Origin of the sequence: Amycolatopsis orientalis (assembly GCF_000943515.2) — a bacterium.
Classification (GTDB): Bacteria; Actinomycetota; Actinomycetes; order Mycobacteriales; family Pseudonocardiaceae; genus Amycolatopsis; species Amycolatopsis orientalis.
On record NZ_CP016174.1, the window covers coordinates 3,303,788 to 3,322,451 of the forward strand.

Here is an 18,664-nt window from a genome sequence, read left to right on the forward strand (position 1 = left end):
TGTCATGAGGGGTCCCCATAGGACAAATTTCGTCCTATGGGGACCCCTCATGAGGCGCCTTGCACCGACGAAGCCCCTCAAAGCTCCAGATCCACCACGATCGGCGCGTGGTCCGACGGACCCTTCCCCTTCCGCGCCTCACGGTCCACATAGGAATCGGTCACCGCGGCCGCCACCGTGGCGTCGGCGTACACGAGGTCGATCCGCATTCCCTTGTTGTTCGGGAAGTTCCCGGCCCGGTAGTCCCAGTAGGTGAACGGGTGGTCGTACTTCAGCGGCCGCGGGAACACGTCGGACAGGCCGAGGTCCCGCAGCGCCGCGAGTGCCTTCCGTTCCGGCTCGGTCACGTGTGTCGAGCCGGCGAACACGCCGATGTCCCAGACGTCCGCGTCGGTCGGCGCGATGTTGAAGTCGCCGAGCACGGCGAACGGCAGCCCGCGCGCCTGCTCCTCGCGCACGGTCGCCTCCAGCGCCGAGAGCCAGGCCAGTTTGTACTCGTAGTGCGGGTTTTCCAGCTCCCGCCCGTTCGGCACGTACACCGACCACAGGCGCAGCCCGCCGCAGGTGGCGCCGATGGCCCGCGCGTCGGTCTTGTCCTCGAAGGTGGGCTCGCCGGTCAGCCCGCGCGTGACATCCTCCAGCCCGACGCGGGACAGGATGGCCACGCCGTTCCAGCGCCCGATGCCGTACGCGGCCGTCTCGTAGCCCAGTTCCCGCACGGCGTCGACCGGGAACGCGTCGGTGCCGGATTTGAGTTCCTGCAGGCACAGCACATCCGGTTGCACCGAGCCCAGCCAGTCAAGGACCCTCGGCAGCCGGGGCCCGATCGAGTTCACGTTCCAGGTCGCGATCCGCATGCCCGCGAGCGTCCCACACAGCACCGACACGACGATGCGAAAGGGCCCCTGTCGCGACGGGTCACGTCGCGACAGGGGCCGGCCGGGGTAGAGGTCAGACCCCGGTGGTCGAGCGGATCCACGAGCGCGCCGAAGCGACGCTGCCGTAGTTGTTGGTGCCGCGGACGTTCGAGCCGCTCTGGTTCTGCACGGTCGAAGCGACGCCGACCTGGACGCCGTTGGAGACCTGGGGGCCGCCCGAGTCGCCCTTCCAGGCCGAACCGTCGATGCCGACGCTCTGGATGGCCGGGCCGCCGTAGGCGTCGGACGAGCTGCCGGTGACGCGGACGTTGGCCACCTTCAGCGCCGAGGCGGGCGGGCCGGTCGGGGTCTCACGGCCCCAGCCGTAGAGCTGGTTGGTGCTGCCGACCGACGGGTTCGAGCTGGCCAGGGCGATCGGCGTGACACCGGCGTCGGAGGCCAGGTGCAGCAGCGAGATGTCGGAGCCCGCGGGCGAGGACACCTTGCGGTCGACGGCGATCACACGGCCGCCCTGCAGCTGGTTGCTGCCGACGCGGACCCGCATGCCGGTGCCGTCGGAGTCGAGGCAGTGCTTGGCGGTCAGCACCCAGCGCTGGGCGATGACGCTGCCGGAGCAGTTGAAGCCGTCCCACTGACGGCCCGGGGTGTTGACGTAGACCTGGGCGCCCCAGCTCACGGTGGGGGCGGTGCCGCCGCCCACGATGTTGGGCTGGACCCCGGTCGGGGTGCCCGCGGAGGCGACCGCGCCGGCGGTCATGGTGAGGGCTGCGGCGGCGAGGGTGGCGGCGCCCAGTGTGCGAAGACGGCTCACGGTGCAGGAGTCCTTTCGAGCGTCATGAGGACGAAGAACCGAGTGAAGTGGCTCTGGGACGGAAAGTAATCACCCGATTCACCCGCAAGGAACCAACGAACGTCTGGTCCGGTCGAATATCCGACTTAGGTCGGTATACGTAGTGAAATGCCGACCGCATCGTGGTACGTGCCACCCGAATGAGCGTTAGACCCTGGGGGCTCGTAAGACTGTCGGTGGGGCCCCATAGGCTTGGCGGTGTGGCTGACCCGACCACCTACCGTCCCTCGCCGGGGAGCATCCCGGACGCCCCTGGCGTGTACAAATTCCGTGACGCCACGAAGAGGGTCATCTATGTCGGCAAGGCGAAAAGCCTCCGCAGCCGGCTGAACTCCTACTTCGCCGACATCACCGGCCTGCACCCGCGCACGCGCCAGATGGTGACGACGGCGGCGAGCGTCGAGTGGACCGTGGTGAGCACCGAGGTCGAGGCGCTCCAGCTGGAGTACAACTGGATCAAGGAGTTCGACCCGCGGTTCAACGTCCGCTACCGCGACGACAAGAGCTACCCGGTCCTCGCCGTCACGATGAACGAGGAGTTCCCGCGCCTGCACGTCTACCGCGGCGCGCGCAAGAAGGGCGTCCGGTACTTCGGGCCGTACGCGCACGCTTGGGCGATCCGCGAGACCCTCGATCTGCTGCTCCGCGTCTTCCCGGCGCGCACCTGCTCGGCCGGGGTCTTCAAACGGCACGGCCAGATCGGCAGGCCCTGTCTGCTCGGCTACATCGGCAAATGCTCCGCTCCGTGCGTCGGGAAGGTGTCCGCCGACGAGCACCGGGAGATTGTCAGCGACTTCTGTGATTTTCTTGCCGGCCGCACCGACGCGATGATCCGCCGCCTGGAACAGGAAATGGCGGCCGCGTCCGAAGAGCTGGAGTTCGAGCGCGCGGCCCGGCTGCGTGACGACCTCGGCGCGCTGCGGCGGGCGATGGAGAAGCAGGCCGTGGTGCTCGGCGACGGCACGGACGCCGACGTCGTCGCCTTCGCCCACGACGAACTCGAGGCCGCGGTCCAGGTCTTCCACGTGCGCGGCGGCCGCGTCCGCGGCCAGCGCGGCTGGGTGATCGACAAGGCCGAGGAGATGGACGTCAAGGACCTCGTCGACCACTTCCTCACGCAGTTCTACGGCGAACAGGCCGAACGCGCCGACGATCCCGACGGCGGCCCGCCGGTGCCGCGCGAGGTGCTCGTCCCCGAACTCCCCGCCGACGCCGAAGCGCTCGGCGAATGGCTTTCCGGGCTGCGCGGTTCACGGGTGAGCCTGCGGGTGCCGCAGCGCGGCGACAAACGCGCGCTGGCGGAGACGGTGACCCGCAACGCGGGCGAGGCGTTCACCCAGCACAAACTGCGCAGGGCCGGCGACCTCACCGCGCGGTCGGCCGCGCTCGCGGAACTGCAGGACTACCTGGCGCTGGAGACGGCGCCGCTGCGCATCGAATGCGTCGACATCAGCCATATCCAGGGCAGTGACGTGGTCGCGTCGCTCGTGGTGTTCGAGGACGGCATCCCGCGCAAGTCCGAGTACCGGCGGTTCGCCCTGCGCGAGGCCGCGGAGGAAGGCGACGTCGCGTCGATCGCCGAGGTCGTCCGCCGCCGCTTTTACCGCTACCTCAAGGAGAACGCCGAGGGCGCCGTCGATCCGGACCGGCCGGGCATCGATCCGGAGACCGGCAAACCGCGCAAGTTCGCCTACGCGCCGAACCTGCTCGTCGTCGACGGCGCGGGGCCGCAGGCCACCGCGGCCGCGGACGTCCTTTCCGAGCTGGGCGTCACCGACATCGCCGTGATCGGCCTGGCGAAGCGGCTGGAAGAGGTGTGGCTGCCCGGCGACCCCGATCCGGTGATCCTGCCGCGTACCTCCGACGCGCTGTACCTGCTGCAGCGGCTGCGCGACGAGGCACACCGCTTCGCCATCCGGTACCACCGGGAGAAGCGGTCCAAGCGGATGCAGGTGTCCGCATTGGACGGTGTGCCGGGGCTGGGGCAGGCTCGTCGTACCGCGCTGATCAAGCATTTCGGCTCGGTGAAGAAACTCCGCGAAGCAAGGATCGAGGAGATCGAGGCGGTGCCCGGCTTCGGCAGGCGCACCGCGGAAGCGGTCGTCGCGGCGCTCGCAGGGGAGCCCGTGACGACGGGGGAGTCCGGTACGACGTGATCGGGGAAAGGACCATCGTGAGTGCGCAAGAAGAAGGCCGCGGTTCCGGCATGGAGGTCGCGGTCGTTTCCGGGCTGTCCGGCGCCGGTCGCAGTACCGCGGCGAAATGCCTGGAGGACCTGGGCTGGTTCGTGGTGGACAACCTGCCGCCCGAGCTGATCGCCACCATGGTCGAACTCGGCGCGCAGGCGCGGGGCGCGATCACCAAGGTGGCCGTCGTGATGGACGTGCGGTCCCGCGCGTTCACCGACGACCTGGCGTCGGTCATCAAGGATCTCGACGCCCGCGGCTACAAGCCCCGCGTGCTGTTCCTGGAGGCCACCGACGCGGTGCTGGTGCGCCGGTTCGAGGCCGTCCGCCGCGGGCACCCGATGCAGGGCGACGGCAGGCTCGCCGACGGCATCACCGCCGAGCGCACCCTGCTGGAGCCGCTGCGGGAAGAGGCCGACCTCGTCCTCGACACGTCGTCGCTTTCGGTGCACGACCTGCGCGCCAAGATCGAGGACGCGTTCGGTTCCGAGGCGAGCACGCAGACCCGCGTCACCGTGCTGTCGTTCGGCTACAAGTACGGCCTGCCGATGGACGCGGACCTGGTGATGGACGTCCGGTTCCTGCCGAACCCCTTCTGGATCCCGGAACTGCGCGACCACACCGGTCTCGAGGGCGAGGTCCGCAACTACGTGCTCAGCCAGGAAGGCGCGGACGAGTTCCTGGACCGCTATCACCAGCTGCTGCGCCTGATCGGCGCGGGCTACAAGCGCGAGGGCAAGCGGTACCTGACGCTGGCCGTCGGCTGCACGGGTGGGAAGCACCGCAGCGTCGCCATTTCCGAAGAACTCGCCCAGCGTCTGTCCAATGAGGACGGTATGGCCGTGAAGGTGGTGCACCGCGACCTTGGCCGCGAGTAGCGCACCGCGCGCGGTGGCACTGGGTGGCGGGCACGGCCTGCACGCCACCCTCACCGCGTTGCGCCGGGTGACCTCGCAGGTCACCGCGGTGGTCACCGTCGCCGACGACGGGGGCTCGTCCGGCAGGCTGCGCCGGGAACTCGGCCTGCTGCCGCCGGGAGACCTGCGGCAGGCCTTCGCCGCGTTCGCCGCCGAAGACGGCGGGACCCTGTGGGCGGAGGTGTTCCAGCACCGCTTCGGCGGCGACGGCGCGCTCGCCGGGCACGCGGTCGGGAACCTGTTGCTTGCCGGGCTGTTCGAGGTGCTCGGCGACCCGGTCGCCGCCCTCGACGAGGCGAGCAGGCTCATGGGCATCTCCGGCCGGGTCCTCCCGATGTCACCCGAACCGCTGGAAATCCAAGGTGAGGTTTCGGGGCTGGACGCCGAGAACCCCGAGGCGCTCAGGCGGATCCGCGGTCAGGTGGCGGTGGCGACCACTCCCGGACAGGTGCACCGGATCAGCCTGCACCCGACCGCGCAGGCCGACAGGCCGCCGCGAGGCTGCGCGGAAGCGATCGAAGCGGTGCTCGGGGCGGACGTGGTGTTCCTCGGCCCCGGGTCGTGGTTCACCAGTGTGCTCCCGCATCTGCTCGTGCCGGACCTGCACGACGCGCTGGTCCGGACGAAGGCCACGAAGGTGGTCATCCTCAATCTGATCCCCCAACCGGGGGAGACAGCGGGCTTCTCCCCGGAGAAGCATCTGGACGTGCTCTTCGAACACGCCCCGGACTTGCGGGTGGACGCGGTCATCGCGGACCGTGACTCGGTGCCCTCACCAGCCCGCTTGCGGGACGCGGCCGGGAGACTCGGCGCGCGGGCGTTGCTGGGGGCGGTGGCTGACCCGGTCGTGACGGGGCGGCATGATCCTGATGCGCTCGCGGGTTGTATGCGAGACGCTCTGGAGTCTCACCGGGGGAGGAGCTGAAGGTATGGAGGGGCAGCGATGGCGATGACCGCCGCCGTGAAGGACGAGCTGAGCCGGCTGGAGATCACCAAGATCGGCCCGCGCCGCGCGGAGGTCGCGTCGATGCTGCGATTCGCGGGCGGGCTGCACATCGTGGCCGGCCGCGTCGTGGTGGAGGCCGAACTGGACACCGGTTCGGTGGCGAGGCGGCTGCGCAAGGAGATCCACGAACTGTACGGACACCAGTCCGACGTCCACGTCATCTCCTCCAGCGGGTTGCGCAAGGGGACGCGGTACGTCGTGCGGGTGGTCAAGGACGGCGAGGGCCTCGCCCGGCAGACCGGTCTGATCGATCAGCGCGGCCGTCCGGTGCGCGGGCTGCCCGCCGCTGTCGTGTCCGGCGGCGTCGCGGACGCGGAGGCCGCCTGGCGGGGGGCGTTCCTGGCGCACGGTTCGCTCACCGAACCCGGCCGCTCGTCGTCGCTCGAAGTCACCTGCCCCGGCCCCGAGGCCGCGCTGGCGCTCGTCGGCGCCGCCCGGCGGATGGGCATCCAGGCCAAATCGCGTGAGGTCCGTGGCGCGGACAGGGTCGTGGTGCGCGACGGTGACGCCATCGGTGCCCTGCTGACCCGGCTCGGCGCGCATACGAGTGTGCTCGCGTGGGAAGAGCGGCGGATGCGCCGCGAGGTGCGCGCCACCGCGAACCGGCTCGCGAACTTCGACGACGCCAACCTCCGGCGTTCGGCCCGCGCGGCCGTCGCGGCGGCGGCCAGGGTCGAGCGGGCGCTGGACATCCTGGGCGACTCCGCCCCGGATCACCTGCTCGCCGCGGGCAAACTGCGGCTGTCGAACCGGCAGGCCTCCCTTGAGGAACTGGGCCAGCTGTCCGACCCGCAGATGACCAAGGACGCCGTCGCCGGCCGGATCCGCCGCCTGCTGGCGATGGCCGACAAGAAGGCGAAGGAACAGGGCATCCCGGACACCGAATCCGCCGTCACCCCGGACATGCTGGAAGAGGACGAGGCCTGACACCCCGCGTTCAGTCCTCTGGATACTTGTGCGTGCCGCATCCAGAGGACTAAACGCGGTGCGGGCCGCTCACTTCCGGGCGCTCCAGAGGACTAAACGCGGTGCGGGCCGCTCACTTCCGGGCGCTCCAGAACGCGATGTCATCGCGGACGCTCACAACGTCTTCGTCGCCTTCGCCCAGCGTGGCGGTGACGACCGGCAGCAGCTCCTCGAGCCGCCTGAGGGCCGTGGCGGCGTCTCCCGCCTTGCCGGTCCAGGTCGCGTGCCTCGCCTTGCAGCGCAAGGTGATCCGGTGGGTCTCACCGAGTTGCCGGGCTGCCCGGTAGGCCCAGGCCGCCCAGCGTTCCCGGTTCTCGACGGGAAGAGGAGAGGCCCGGCGCTCCAGGGCCTGCAAAGCGTCTTCGTGCAGGCCGGCGAACCAGAAGTATTCGGCTTCGTTGGCCGCGGCGTAACTTTGTTCGAGCGTCGGCTCGTCATCCCCGGTCACCGGCGCCACCTCCGAGGTCGCCTCCGCCAGCCGGAGGCGCAGGCGGGTGGCCGCGTCGGGGAAGGTGAGGGACGTCTTTCCCGTCCACAGCACGGTTTCCTCGGCGAGCCCCGCCCGCGCCCGGCTCACGGAGGCACCGAGTTCGGCGAGGACGTCGCGGACGTGCACCCGCCTGTCCGGGCCCCCGCCCGCCGCGCTCGCCTTGGTGAGGATCGAGATCGGGATGGGGCCGCGTACGGCGGCCAACTGAAGCAGATCCAGCAGGATCGCCCTGGCGGGCAGCGGTGAAGCCGCCGCCCCGGTGGATTCGTCGGCCTCCGGCCACCGCTCTTCCTGGGTGACGCTGATGAAGGTGACCGTCGAATCGCCGAGCCGGACGACGTCGCGATGGGTCAGGACGGCGTTCAACACGCGGTGCCCGTTGAGGAAGGTGCCATTGGCGGAGTCCAGGTCGCTCAGCCACGCTGTCTCGCCGTCCCAGCGGATCTCGCAGTGCAGCCGGGAAACCCGCGAGTCGGTGAGGCGGAGCGCGGCCTTCCGGCTGCGGCCGAGGGTGACGAGCCCGTAGGACAGTTCGTGCTTGACCGGCGGCTGCCCGGGGACGTCGATGATCAGGGTGCCGGGCGTGAGCTTCGGTGACGTGGGCGAACCCTCGGGCGGTCGCTGGTGTTCTCCCGCCGGTAGCGGCCGGCCGGCCACCACCTGAGTCCGGACCGGCTGTGCATGGTCACCCGACACCCAGGTCCGCCCCGTGGCGTACATGTCGACGGTGACGGCGGCGGCCGTGAGGGTGTTCCGCTCACGCGTCGCCAGCACCGTCTTGACCCACTCCAGCGCCGGATCGGCCGACAGGATCCGGAGAAAGTCGCTCAGCCGGGCGCCGACGTCCGGGTCGAGGTCGTCGAGCCCGTCGACCGCGATCCGCACGTGACCGTCCGTCCACTGTGGAGCGAGGGTGCGCAGAGGACCCAGAAGGGCCAGATCGAAAGCGCTTGCGCGACTGCGCGCGTCGTCGTCGAGCCCGCTCGAGAACCGCTCGCCCGCCTCGCCGAAACCGGGCACGGTGCGCCGTAACTGGCGGGCCAGTTCCCGCGCGAGCTGCTCCGCGGATTGGCCGCGGGTGGCGAACAGTACGGCGTGCAGGAACTCCGGTGGCACGTACGCACCGGCCACCGACGGCCGCGCCAGCGCGGCGAGCATGGTCGATTTCCCGGACCTCTCCGCGCCGGTGATCGCGACCAGACGGGCCCCGGTGAGCAGGTGCCCGACGGTCTTCCCGAGCCGGGGGTCCGGCTCGTAGTCCTTGGTGAGCCGCTCGATCAGCGGGGCGGCGGGGTTGCCTGCCAGTGGCGAGCGGCGCCACGCGGGAGAGGAATTGAGCGCGATCCAGAGTCCCTGATCGGCCTCGGTCACCTCGCGGGTGCCGTCGAAACCCAGGTGTACCGCGGTCTGCAGGGGGCACAGCCCGGCGATGACCCGTTTGAGATCCGCGCACCGGACGCGCTCGCCGAGGCTCTCGTGCCCCGACCGCAGCACGGTGACCAGCGAGCGGCTGAAGCAGCCGTTGGCCGCGACGCGGTCGTCGGACGCGGTGAGCAGGTCGAACCGTTTGCCCGCCTCTCCGACGATCCTCAGCCAGCGCCTGCCCGCCTGCATCGCGCCGATCCCGGCGTGACAGGTGTCGAGCAGGATCACCAGCCCGTCCAGCGTCGAGTAACGACCGAGGAGTTCCTTGATCCGCTGGGCGAACAGGAACGATTTCCGGCTGTCCACCGGCAGGCTGGTGTCCTTGGTGAGGAAGTAGAAATCGTCGTCGGCGTATTCGCCGTGTCCGACGAGGGAGAGGAAGAGCGTCGCTTCGTCCTCAGAGGCGCGCTCGAACGCTTCGACCAGCGCGTCGTCCAGCTCGACCATCGTCGGGTCGACGAGCAGCCCGCGGCCGTCCGCGAGGGCGGGGACGCAGCCGCCGATCCCGGGGTCGAGCAAAGCCGACGAGAGCTGTTTGCCCGCGTCCGGGAGGAACGACAGGAGATTCAGCGCCTCGCACTGCGACGCGACGACCAGCGACCTCCGCTCTCCCACGGAGATCACTTTGTCTCATCGGAGGGTCACCGGCAAGGGCATCCGCGATACTGTGCGCCATGGCCCGGATCGTTCTGGTGCACGGCATCGCCCAGGAACAGAAGTCCGCGGACGCCCTCGAGGCGGAATGGCTGCCGAGCCTGGCGGGCGGGGTCCGCCTCGCCGGTGACGCCGCACTGGCCGACACCCTGTGGCGCGACGCCAGGCCCGGCTCCGCGCGGATGGCCTTCTACGGCGACCTTTTCCTGAAGGACGGCCAGCAGGGCGGCGCGGACGAACTCACCGACGGCGAATGGGCGCTCGCCGAGGCGCTGGCCGCGGAATGGCTCCGGAACGCGGCGATTTCGGCGTCCCGCGAAACGGACCGGAACCGGGCCAGGACCGAACTGGCCCTGCTCACCGGGGCGCAGGGGGAAGAACAGGGTGTGCGGGCCGCCGTCCGCCCGGTGCTGAACGCGCTGGTGCGGCTGAAGCCGTTCGCGAGGCTCGGCGTGGCGTTCGCCGAACGCGTGGTGGTCAAGGCCCTCAAACAAGTGACGCTGTATCTCACCGACGAGACGATCCGGAAAGGCGTCCAGGACCGCGTCGCCGAACACCTCGGCCCGGAAACCGAAGTCATCATCGGGCATTCGCTGGGGTCCGTCGTCGCCTACGAAGCCGCGCATCTGCACGGCCGCCCGTTGCCGCTGTTGCTCACCCTCGGTTCGCCGCTCGGCCTGCGCACGGTGGTCTACGAGCGGCCCCGCCCGCAGCCGCCGTCCGTCCCGCCCGGCGTCGCGCGCTGGGTGAACCTCGCCGACCGCGACGACCTCGTCGCCGCACGCCCGGATCTCACGCCGTTGTTCCCCGGCGCGGACGGCGTCCTCGACAGCGGTTATACGGTCGACAACGGGGCCAAACCACACGAGGCGGCGTTCTATCTCGCCAAGCGCCGCACCGGCGAGGCCGTCTCGGCCGCGCTGTCCGGCCGTTAACCTGCGGCGGGCAGGCGTAACGCGGCGGTTTCCGCGGCGACGACGGAAGGAAACAGCGTCCCTCGAAGCTCACTCCCGAGGTGATCTTCGAGCGAAGGGGACGGACATGCGGGTATCGGCGGAGGTCGGCACATGGCTCACCCGGCGCAGCAGCCGGGCGGGCGACTGGTGGGCGGCGGAGCTGGTCGCCGCCAAACGCGGGACCCGGGTTTCGGTGGTGATCCCGGCCCGCGACGAGGAGGAGACCGTCGGCGCGATCGTCGGCACCATCCGGCGAGAACTCGTCGAGCGGTTTCCCCTGGTGGACGAGATCCTGGTGGTGGACAGCCATTCCACCGACGCCACCGCCGAGGTCGCGCGGGCGGCCGGGGCGGACGTCGTCGCGCAGGACGCGGTGTTCCCGGAGCTGGAAAGCCTGACAGGCAAAGGGGAAGCGCTCTGGAAGGGCGTCGCCGAAACCACCGGTGACCTCATCGTCTTCGTCGACGGCGATCTCCGCGACTTCAGCGCCGACTACGTGACCGGCCTGCTGGGGCCGCTGCTGACCGACCCGGCGATCGCCTACGTCAAGGGTTTCTACCACCGCCCGCTCGTCGGGCAGGCAGGCACCGAACCTGACGGCGGTGGCCGGGTCACCGAACTCGTCGCCCGTCCGCTGCTCAACATGTACTGGCCGGAACTCGCCGGTTTCGTCCAGCCGCTCGCCGGTGAGTACGCCGGGCGGCGCGAAGTGCTCGAAGGCATCCCGTTCGTCACCCACTACGGCGTCGAAGTCGGCCATCTGATCGACCTGCTCGAACGGCACGGACTCGACGCGCTCGCCCAGGTGGACCTCGGCCACCGGACCCACCGCCATCAGGGCACGCAGGCACTCGGCCGGATGGCCGCGCAGATCATGCTGACGCTGATGGACCGGCTGGAAAGCGGCGGCCGGGTGATCTCCGCGGCGCCGCCGTCCACGTCGCTCGCCCAGTTCAGGCGCGGCGCGGGGGAGGGGATCGACCGGGAGCTGGTGCTCACCGACGTGGCGTTCACCCAGCGGCCGCCGCTGGAGAGCCTTCCCCCGGAGATCCGGCCGGAGAACTCATCCGCGCTGCGCAGGACCGCTTAGGCTCATCTCCTCCGCGGGCCGCCAGCCCGGCGGACCGAACACGTAACCGAGCCTGTCCCGCCACGACGCGGCCGCGCGGACGTCGCGCAGGATCGAGCCGTATTCGTGGAAGCCGACCTTGAGCAGGTTGTAGGACCCGACGTTCTTGGTCAGGCCGTAGGTCGGCCGTTTGCCCTCGGGCACGAAACTGCCGAACATCCGGTCCCAGATGATCAGGATGCCGCCGTAGTTCGCGTCCAGGTACTCCTGGTCGCTGCCGTGGTGCACCCGATGGTGTGAAGGTGTGTTGAACACGTACTCGAACCAGCGCGGCAGCTTCCGGATCTTCTCGGTGTGCACGAAGAACTGGTAGACGAGGTCGATCGACAGGCCGGTGAGGATCATCCACGGCGGGATACCGGCGAAGGCCAGGATCGACCAGAACGGCAGCTGGAAATAGGGGGTCCACTTCTGCCGCAGCGCGGTGGAGAAGTTGTAGTGCTCACTCGAATGGTGCACCTGGTGACCCGCCCACATGAGCCGGACGCGATGACTGGCCCGGTGGTAGGCGTAGAAGACGAGTTCCTGGCCGAGCAGCATCAGCACCCAGGTCCACCAGTCGGCCGGGCTGAACTTCACCGGCGCCAGCTCGTAGAGCGCGGCGAACACGAACAGCATGGCGATGCGGAAGACACCGTTGATCACGACCGCCACCGCGCCCATGGCCATGCTGGTCCGCGTGTCCTTGACGCTGTAGCCGATGACGTTGTCGTCGTGCCCGAGCACGTGCAGGGCGAGGAACTCGATCGCGACGAACAGCAGGAACACCGGTGTCGCCATCAGCACCGGGTCACTCAGATGGGCCAGGAAATCCGCCACCGCACCGCTCCCTCGTCTCGCCGTCGAGATCTGACCTTAAGGTAACTTACCCTAGGGTCATTTACCTCAGGGTAAGATAACCGCCGTGACAGAAGCAAGGGCCGTCGGCACGAAGGGCGTGCCCCGTGAAGAGCGGGAAACCCAGATCGTGCGTGCCGGTACGGAGGAGTTCGGCAAGAACGGGTACGCCGGGGCGTCGATGGTTGAGATCGCCCGCCGGGTCGGTGTCACGAAACCCTTGCTGTACCAATACTTCGGCTCGAAAGACGGGCTCTACCTCGCATGCCTGCACCGAGCGGGGGACAGGCTGACCGAAGGCGTCGCCGAGACGATGGCGCAGGAGAGTGAGCCGCCGGAGCGGATGCCGCTGGCGGTGCTTTCGGCCATCTTCGAGACCTTCGACCACGACCGTTACGCGTGGAAGCTGCTCCGCGACCCGACAGTGCCCTCGACCGGCGAGATCGCCGGCGTCGCCGTCGACTACCGCTTCCGGCTCGACGGCTTCGCGCTGATCGGCGCCGCCCAGCTGATGCGCTCACGCGGCCTCGACGACGAACGCGACATCGAGGCGATCGCCCAGGTGTGGACCGGTGTGGTCGATTCGCTGATCAGCTGGTGGATCGACCAGCCCGATCAGGACGCGGCGGCGATGACCGAACGGTGCGCGCGGATCATGCGGAACCTGTTCGGCTGGTGAGCGCGGCCGCCGCGGCCTCGCCGTCGACGAAGGCGAGCGGCGGACGCTCGCCCAGCGGGAACCAGGCGTACTCGGAGTTCTCTTCCGACAGCACGATTTCCGTGTCCGGCGGGAGTGCGCAGGTGAAGGCGAACGCGATCGTCGCCGGCCCGGTGTCGCCGTAGACCGAGGAGTACGACCCGGTGAACCGGAGGTCCCGGAGTTCGCAGCCGATCTCTTCGAGACCTTCGCGGACGAGGTTCTCCTCGGCGGTCTCGGTGCCGGAGAGGAAACCTCCGACGGTGTCCCAGCAGCCCTTCTTGGGCTCATGCGCCCGGCGCAGCAACAGGATCCGGTCGCCGTCGAGGACGAGGCCGACCGTGGTCGGGAGCGGGTTGTCGTATTTGGTGAAGCCGCAGGCCGGGCATTCGACATGGGTGTCTTCGCCGTCGCCGGCGAGTCGCGTCCGGGCTCCGCAGCGAGGGCAGAACGTCCAGTCCTTCACCGGCCGAAGCCTAGCGGCCGGGAGCTGAACCCTCGTGAGTGGTGATGACGGTTCTAACCCTCATTACCACTCACGACACCAGGACCACGCCGCTGTGAAGACAGGGCGCGTCCCATGACTGTCCACAAGGGATGGTTACCAACGGCTCTTTGTCCGACTGATGCCTACCTGTACGGTCCTGAAGGGGGTCGTGAGTGGTAAAGAGCGTTAGAACGCTACTTATCACTCACGACCCCAGGGCTACGCCGCGAAGCACCCCCGCACCGAGGCGCTCGACCACGAAAACGCCACCCTGCCGGGAAAACCCGGACAGGGTGGCGTCCGTCCAGTTCACACTGGAAACGGCTGGGGTGCCCGGCGCCGCTCCGGACACCCCAACCGTGCTCAGGTCGCGGCTTTGGAGTTGCCGCGCAGTTTGACGTTGCCGGTCGAGGCGTTCTTGATCGCCGTCTCGATCTGCGCCATCGTCGAGGACGACGTCAGGCCCGGCACCGTCGCGGTGTTCAGCGCGTAGAGCGTGAACGTGTACGGGTGGGTGGATCCGCCGGGGCAGGGGCCGAAGTACTTCTGCGCGTTCGCCCCGCTGCCCATGGCCTTCTGCTTGGCGCCGTTCTGGTTCGGCACGGTGTAGCCCGCGCCCAGTCCTTCCGGCAGCGACGTCGCGGACGCCGGGATGTCCCAGATCGCCCAGTGCAGTTTGTTGCCGCTGTTGGCCACGTCGGCGAAGACGATCGCGTATCCCTTGGCGGCCGTGGTCCCGGCACCCCACGCCAGCGGCGGGGAGGTGTCCTGGCCCGCGGTGCCGTCACCGGCGCAGGTGTACTTGTCCGGAATGGACGCGTTGTCGGCGAACGCGGAACTGGTCAGCTTGAACGCCCCCGGCTGGCCGCCGCCCGGGAACTTCAGGCGGACCACCACGTTGTCGATCGTGGTCGGCGTGCCACCGTTCTTGTCCGCGTTGGTCGAGGTGACCCACAGGCCGCCGTCCGGGGTCTTGGTGACCGAGCGGAGCCTGCCCCAGCGACCGGAGAACAGCGACTGCACCGAGCCGACGCCGGTACCCGCCGCGTTGATCTGCGTGGCGAACAGCTGCTGGCTGGTGACGGCCGCGACGTAGATCCAGTCGTTGACGATCTCGATCCCGCTCGGCCCGCCGGAGCTGGTCGACCAGGTCTTCTTCGGCGCGATCGTGCCACCGCAGCTGCCCGTGGTGCCTTCGCACTGGGGCCAGCCGAAGTTGCCGCCCTTCTGGATCAGGTTGAGCTCGTCCTGGGTGCCGTCACCGAATTCCGACGCCCACAGCTGGCCGCGGGAGTCCCACGCGAGACCCTGCGGATTGCGGTGTCCGTAGCTCCAGACGTACCGGGCGTTCCCGCCGGTGGAGAAGAACGGGTTGTCGCCGGGCGCCGACCCGTCGGCGTTGAGCCGCAGGATCTTCCCGTTGAGGGAACCCTTGTTCTGCGGGGTCTCCTTGTTCTGCCCGTCGCCGACGGTGGCGTACAGCTTGCCGTCCGGGCCGAACCGCAGCCTTCCGCCGTTGTGGTAACGGTTCTTGGCGATCCCGGTGAGGATCGGCGTCGACGTCGAGGACAGCGTTCCGTTGTCGTAGGTCATCTTCACGATCCGGTTGTCGCCGGACGCCGTGTGGTACAGGTAGATCGCGTGATCGGTGGCGTAGTTCGGCGAGATCGCGATACCGAGCAGGCCGCCTTCGCCCGAGGTGCCGACCGCGCCGGGAACCTTGCCCACCGTGGTCTTCTGGCCCGACGGGGTGATCCGCAGGATCTCGAAGCGGTCGCGTTCGGTGGCCAGCGCCGTGCCGTCCGGCAGGAAGTCGACGGACCAGGCGAGGTCGACCTTCGCGATGTCCTTGTCGTACTCAGGGATCCCGCCGCCCGAGGCGCCGCTCGTCTTGGCGGTAAGGGCGTTGCTCGCCGCGGAGGTGTTCCCGTCCAGGTCCCGTGCCTTCACCGTGAACGTGTACGACGTGTTCGCCGTCAGCCCGGTGATGGTGGCTTCGAGCGAAGGCGTCGTCGCGACCTTCGTGGTGCCCTGATAGACGTCGTAGCCCGCGACGGTGCCGCTGTCGTCGGTGGAAGCGTTCCACGCCAAGGAGACGCTGTTCGCGGTCACCGACGTCGAGCGCAGGTTCCCCGGCACGGTCGGCGGTGTGGTGTCCCCGCTGGGCGGCGTCGTGAACTGGACGACATTGCTTTGCTGCGAAGGGTTCCCGGCCGCGTCGAAGGCGCCGACCGAGATGTCGTAGGCGGTGTTCGGCGTCAGGTTGTCGACGGTCGCGGTGAGCGTGTTCCCGTCGACGGTCTTCAGGATGTTGCCGCCGCGCATGACCTCGTACCGGACCACGCCGACGTTGTCGGTCGCGGCTTCCCAGGTGAAGGTGGCGGAACGGGCCTTGACGTCCTTGACGGCCAGGTTCTTCGGCGGTGTCGGCGCCTCGGCGTCGGTCGGTCCGCTCGCGGTGAGCTTGTCCGCGTTGGGGCCGCCGTTCGCGGTCGTCGCAGTGGTGCGGATCTTGTTGGCCCCCGCGGCCAGCGCGACGTCCTTCGTCACGGTCTTCCACGTCGTCCACGCGCCGGTGCCGGGGAAGGACAGCGTCCCGGCGGCGGTGCCGTTCACGCTCAGCGCGACCGGTCTGTCGATCGTGGTTCCGTTGGCATAGCGGAAGGTCAGTGTCTGGGTGCCGGCCTGCGCCGCGTTCACGGTGTACTCGACGTAGCTGCCCACGACGTTGTCGAAGTTCACGAACCCGGTGCCGGAATAGCCCGCGTGGTTCGATTCGACGGCGCCCTGGGAGATCGTCGCGAGCTCGGACTCATGGTCTGTCGGTGCCGCGCCGGCGGGGAAGGCCGGCAGCACGGCGAGGGTCATCGCCGTTGCGGCGGCACACGTGAGAAGCGCGCGCCACGGTGGTCGGGGTGCCACTGGAGCCTCCATGCGTGAAGTGGGGTCGGGAGGTACAACGGCGGACCGGGCGAGCCCGGCGGGGAAGCGGAGTTTTAGTTAGGAAACTTTCCTATCTATGGTTCAGATCACACACCAGCTCGTGCTTTGTGTCAATAGCCCACCATCATCAACACGGAGCGTCACGCCAGAACGCAATTAGTCCTCTGGACGCGGTACTTGCACGCGCAAGCACCGCGTCCAGAGGACTAATTGCGTTCTGGAGGAAGGAAGAGGTCAGCCGGCGATGTCGGCCCGCGCGATCACCTTCGTGATCCTCGCGCGCACCAAGGACTCCTCGGGGACGGCGTTGCGCTTGCCGTAGGCCTCGGCCTTGTCCTCACCCATGTACCGGCCACCGAGCCTGGTCGCCCATTCGAGCATCTCGTCGTAGTCGTGGTGCAGCTCCGCTTCGGCGGTGAACTGCACGTACGAGAACGGTGGCTTCTGGTCGTCGACGGCCAGCGAGATCCGGCCGTCGCGGCGGATCGCCTTCCCCTTGAGCGTGTCCGTCCCGGTGGTGAAGATCAGCTCGTCGCCGTCGGGGCCCTCGTTCAGCAGGAACCACACCGGCGTCACGATCGGCGCGCCGTTGGCCCGGACCAGGCCGAGCATGCCCGTACGGGTGCCCTCACTCGCGAACCGCCACCACTCGTCCCGACTCATTTCATGCATGGACCAGACGCTACCGCCGGCAGCGGCGCCGGGCAGGCAGGTCACCCGTGCGGGGTGCGGGGGGCGACGACTAGCCTGGCCTGCTGTGCGAGACGACGAGCTGACCGGGATGGGGCTGGCCGACGAGGGGCTGACCCGCCGCCTCAAGGCGCTGGCCTGCACCGCGCCCTTGCACGACCTCGACGCGCGCAAGGCGAAGCTGGACTGGGCGGACGCCACGATCTACCAGATGGCCGAGATCGCGTTGCACACGATCGACCAGGTCACCGTGTCGATGGATTTCGACACCGGCGCGGACCACGAACAGGTGATCGTGCGGCTGCTGCCGTTCGTCGCGCTCCAGGCCCCCGGCCGGACCCCGGACGAGCACGCGAAGGTCGCCCGGTGGGTCCTCGACAACCTGATCAACGTCGGCACCACCGACCGCGGGTTCCGCCGCGTCTACGGTTCCATCGGCCCCGGCGGCGGCTACCAGCGGCGCCAGTTCGACTTCAAGCTGCTCGTCGAACTGGCCGCACCCGACGGCGAGGTCTACCTGCGCGCCACCGACGAGGCGATCAACGTCCTCGTCGGCGCTCTGGACACCGACGTCGAATCCGCGCAGATCGCGGCCGAGGTCAAACTGGAGAACCTGATCAACCGCGGCCGCCTCGCCGACGCGAAGCTCGCCGCCGAACAGGCGCGCTACCGCACCGTCCAGTACGGCGAGACACTGCGCGCCAAACTCGACGCCACCCGGCGCGACGTCCGCGCGGTCGACTGGGAACGTGAGGTCCCGGACCTGCTGGACCAGGCGCTGTCCCATATCGAGTCCCGCTTCCGCGCCGAGAACGCGATCCTCAAGAACATCACCGCGTCCCGTGACGAGACCGAGGACCCCGACCGCAAACGCCGCGCCGCCGAACTCGTCGACATCGTCAGCGACTGCATCCGCCGCCATACCCGGCTCCAGTCCCGGCTGGCCGACGCCGGGGCGGTGTTCCGCGCCGAACAGGACCGCCAGCAGTTCTCCGGGCCGCCGCAGCGCGCGACGATCGACCTGTTCGGCCAGCTCCTGATGCCGACGCTGGGCCTGCCGATCGCCGACGCCGTCGCGCCGGCCGAATCCTTCTTCCACGCCGGTGCCGGGATCTCCCCGCCGACCGTGCCGTCGCTGTCCTCGCTGGTGTCGCTGCTGCTCCGGCCCGCCCCGGAACGCGACCAGCTCGTCGGCGAGATCCCGGAGCCGGAGCTGATGCCCGCCGAGGTCACCGACAAGTTCGGGGACGAGCAGTGGCGCCTCGCCGACGACCTGCTCGACCTGCCCGAGGTGCCGCGACGGCTGTCCGGGCTGCTCGAAGAGGCCCGCCGGATCGACCCGGGGCTGCCCGCCCTGGTCGCGTTGCGGGCGGTGCACGCCTACAGTCCCGAGGTCGGCGCGGCGCTCCGGCTGGGGGAGCGCCAGGTACTGCTGGCGGTGGACGACGGCACGCTGCTCGAAGATCCCGAGTTCGGCGGAGCGGATCTGCTGCTTTCGTCGGCGCGGGTCGACCGTGAAGACCAGGAAGAGGAGGAGGTCGCGTGACGACATC

The 18,664-nt window shown here is 69.3% G+C and carries 15 protein-coding genes; 8 read left to right on the forward strand and 7 right to left on the reverse strand.

Translation table 11 applies throughout. From position 1 onward, the window contains the following. Positions 1–77: 77 nt before the first annotated feature. Both SD37_RS14850 and SD37_RS14855 read right to left on the reverse strand, forming a co-directional pair. Positions 78–857: an exodeoxyribonuclease III gene (locus SD37_RS14850; protein ID WP_044850379.1), complete on the reverse strand. Its 780-nt coding sequence runs from the start codon at positions 855–857 to the stop codon at positions 78–80. A gap of 94 nt (positions 858–951) precedes the next feature. Next, positions 952–1,689, reverse strand: a complete 738-nt coding sequence (locus tag SD37_RS14855) for a S1 family peptidase (protein WP_044850378.1) — start codon at positions 1,687–1,689, stop codon at positions 952–954. 239 nt (positions 1,690–1,928) lie between these two features. Between SD37_RS14855 and uvrC the strand changes: the two genes are divergently transcribed. The 4 genes from uvrC to whiA are packed head-to-tail and all read left to right on the forward strand — an operon-like array spanning position 1,929 to position 6,764. Further along, the gene (gene uvrC / locus SD37_RS14860; RefSeq protein ID WP_081736610.1) at positions 1,929–3,884 is read left to right on the forward strand and encodes an excinuclease ABC subunit UvrC; all 1,956 of its coding nucleotides are present in this window, start codon (positions 1,929–1,931) and stop codon (positions 3,882–3,884) included. Between the two features lie 50 nt (positions 3,885–3,934). After that, positions 3,935–4,792 carry an RNase adapter RapZ gene (gene rapZ, locus SD37_RS14865; RefSeq protein ID WP_034311885.1) on the forward strand — a complete coding sequence of 286 codons (858 nt, stop codon included), beginning with the start codon at positions 3,935–3,937 and terminating at the stop codon, positions 4,790–4,792. After that, positions 4,779–5,756, forward strand: a complete 978-nt coding sequence (locus SD37_RS14870; protein WP_044850377.1) for a gluconeogenesis factor YvcK family protein — start codon at positions 4,779–4,781, stop codon at positions 5,754–5,756. The genes rapZ and SD37_RS14870 overlap by 14 nt, the downstream gene beginning before the upstream one ends. Positions 5,757–5,774: 18 nt before the next feature. Beyond that, the gene (gene whiA, locus SD37_RS14875) at positions 5,775–6,764 is read left to right on the forward strand and encodes a DNA-binding protein WhiA (RefSeq protein ID WP_044850376.1); all 990 of its coding nucleotides are present in this window, start codon (positions 5,775–5,777) and stop codon (positions 6,762–6,764) included. A gap of 112 nt (positions 6,765–6,876) precedes the next feature. Here the strand turns inward: whiA and SD37_RS14880 are convergent, their stop codons facing one another. Next, the gene (locus SD37_RS14880) at positions 6,877–9,333 is read right to left on the reverse strand and encodes an FHA domain-containing protein (RefSeq protein ID WP_236725368.1); all 2,457 of its coding nucleotides are present in this window, start codon (positions 9,331–9,333) and stop codon (positions 6,877–6,879) included. A gap of 59 nt (positions 9,334–9,392) precedes the next feature. On the opposite strand from SD37_RS14880, the gene SD37_RS14885 reads away from it, so the two are divergent. Both SD37_RS14885 and SD37_RS14890 read left to right on the forward strand, forming a co-directional pair. Continuing rightward, on the forward strand, positions 9,393–10,307 hold the full coding sequence (locus tag SD37_RS14885; protein WP_065912836.1) for a hypothetical protein: 915 nt from the start codon (positions 9,393–9,395) through the stop codon (positions 10,305–10,307). Between the two features lie 106 nt (positions 10,308–10,413). Then, the gene (locus tag SD37_RS14890) at positions 10,414–11,418 is read left to right on the forward strand and encodes a glucosyl-3-phosphoglycerate synthase (protein WP_044850374.1); all 1,005 of its coding nucleotides are present in this window, start codon (positions 10,414–10,416) and stop codon (positions 11,416–11,418) included. Here SD37_RS14890 and SD37_RS14895 read toward each other — a convergent pair. Beyond that, entirely contained in the window at positions 11,392–12,276 is an 885-nt protein-coding gene (locus SD37_RS14895; RefSeq protein WP_044850373.1) for a sterol desaturase family protein, read from the reverse strand. The genes SD37_RS14890 and SD37_RS14895 overlap by 27 nt on opposite strands. 85 nt (positions 12,277–12,361) lie before the next feature. Between SD37_RS14895 and SD37_RS14900 the strand changes: the two genes are divergently transcribed. Beyond that, positions 12,362–12,973, forward strand: a complete 612-nt coding sequence (locus SD37_RS14900) for a TetR/AcrR family transcriptional regulator (protein ID WP_236725369.1) — start codon at positions 12,362–12,364, stop codon at positions 12,971–12,973. Here SD37_RS14900 and SD37_RS14905 read toward each other — a convergent pair. The 3 genes from SD37_RS14905 to SD37_RS14915 all read right to left on the reverse strand — a co-directional run bounded on the left by SD37_RS14905 (position 12,948) and on the right by SD37_RS14915 (position 17,093). Beyond that, positions 12,948–13,457, reverse strand: a complete 510-nt coding sequence (locus SD37_RS14905; RefSeq protein WP_044850371.1) for an NUDIX domain-containing protein — start codon at positions 13,455–13,457, stop codon at positions 12,948–12,950. The genes SD37_RS14900 and SD37_RS14905 overlap by 26 nt on opposite strands. 384 nt (positions 13,458–13,841) lie before the next feature. Then, positions 13,842–16,346, reverse strand: coding sequence for a PQQ-dependent sugar dehydrogenase (locus SD37_RS14910; protein ID WP_145926924.1), 2,505 nt, complete (start codon positions 16,344–16,346; stop codon positions 13,842–13,844). Positions 16,347–16,655: 309 nt separating this feature from the next. Beyond that, positions 16,656–17,093: a PPOX class F420-dependent oxidoreductase gene (locus SD37_RS14915; RefSeq protein WP_044850369.1), complete on the reverse strand. Its 438-nt coding sequence runs from the start codon at positions 17,091–17,093 to the stop codon at positions 16,656–16,658. Positions 17,094–17,202: 109 nt separating this feature from the next. Between SD37_RS14915 and SD37_RS14920 the strand changes: the two genes are divergently transcribed. Next, complete coding sequence (locus tag SD37_RS14920; RefSeq protein WP_044850534.1) at positions 17,203–18,657, forward strand: hypothetical protein; 1,455 nt, start codon at positions 17,203–17,205, stop codon at positions 18,655–18,657. The last annotated feature ends 7 nt before the right edge of the window (positions 18,658–18,664 follow it).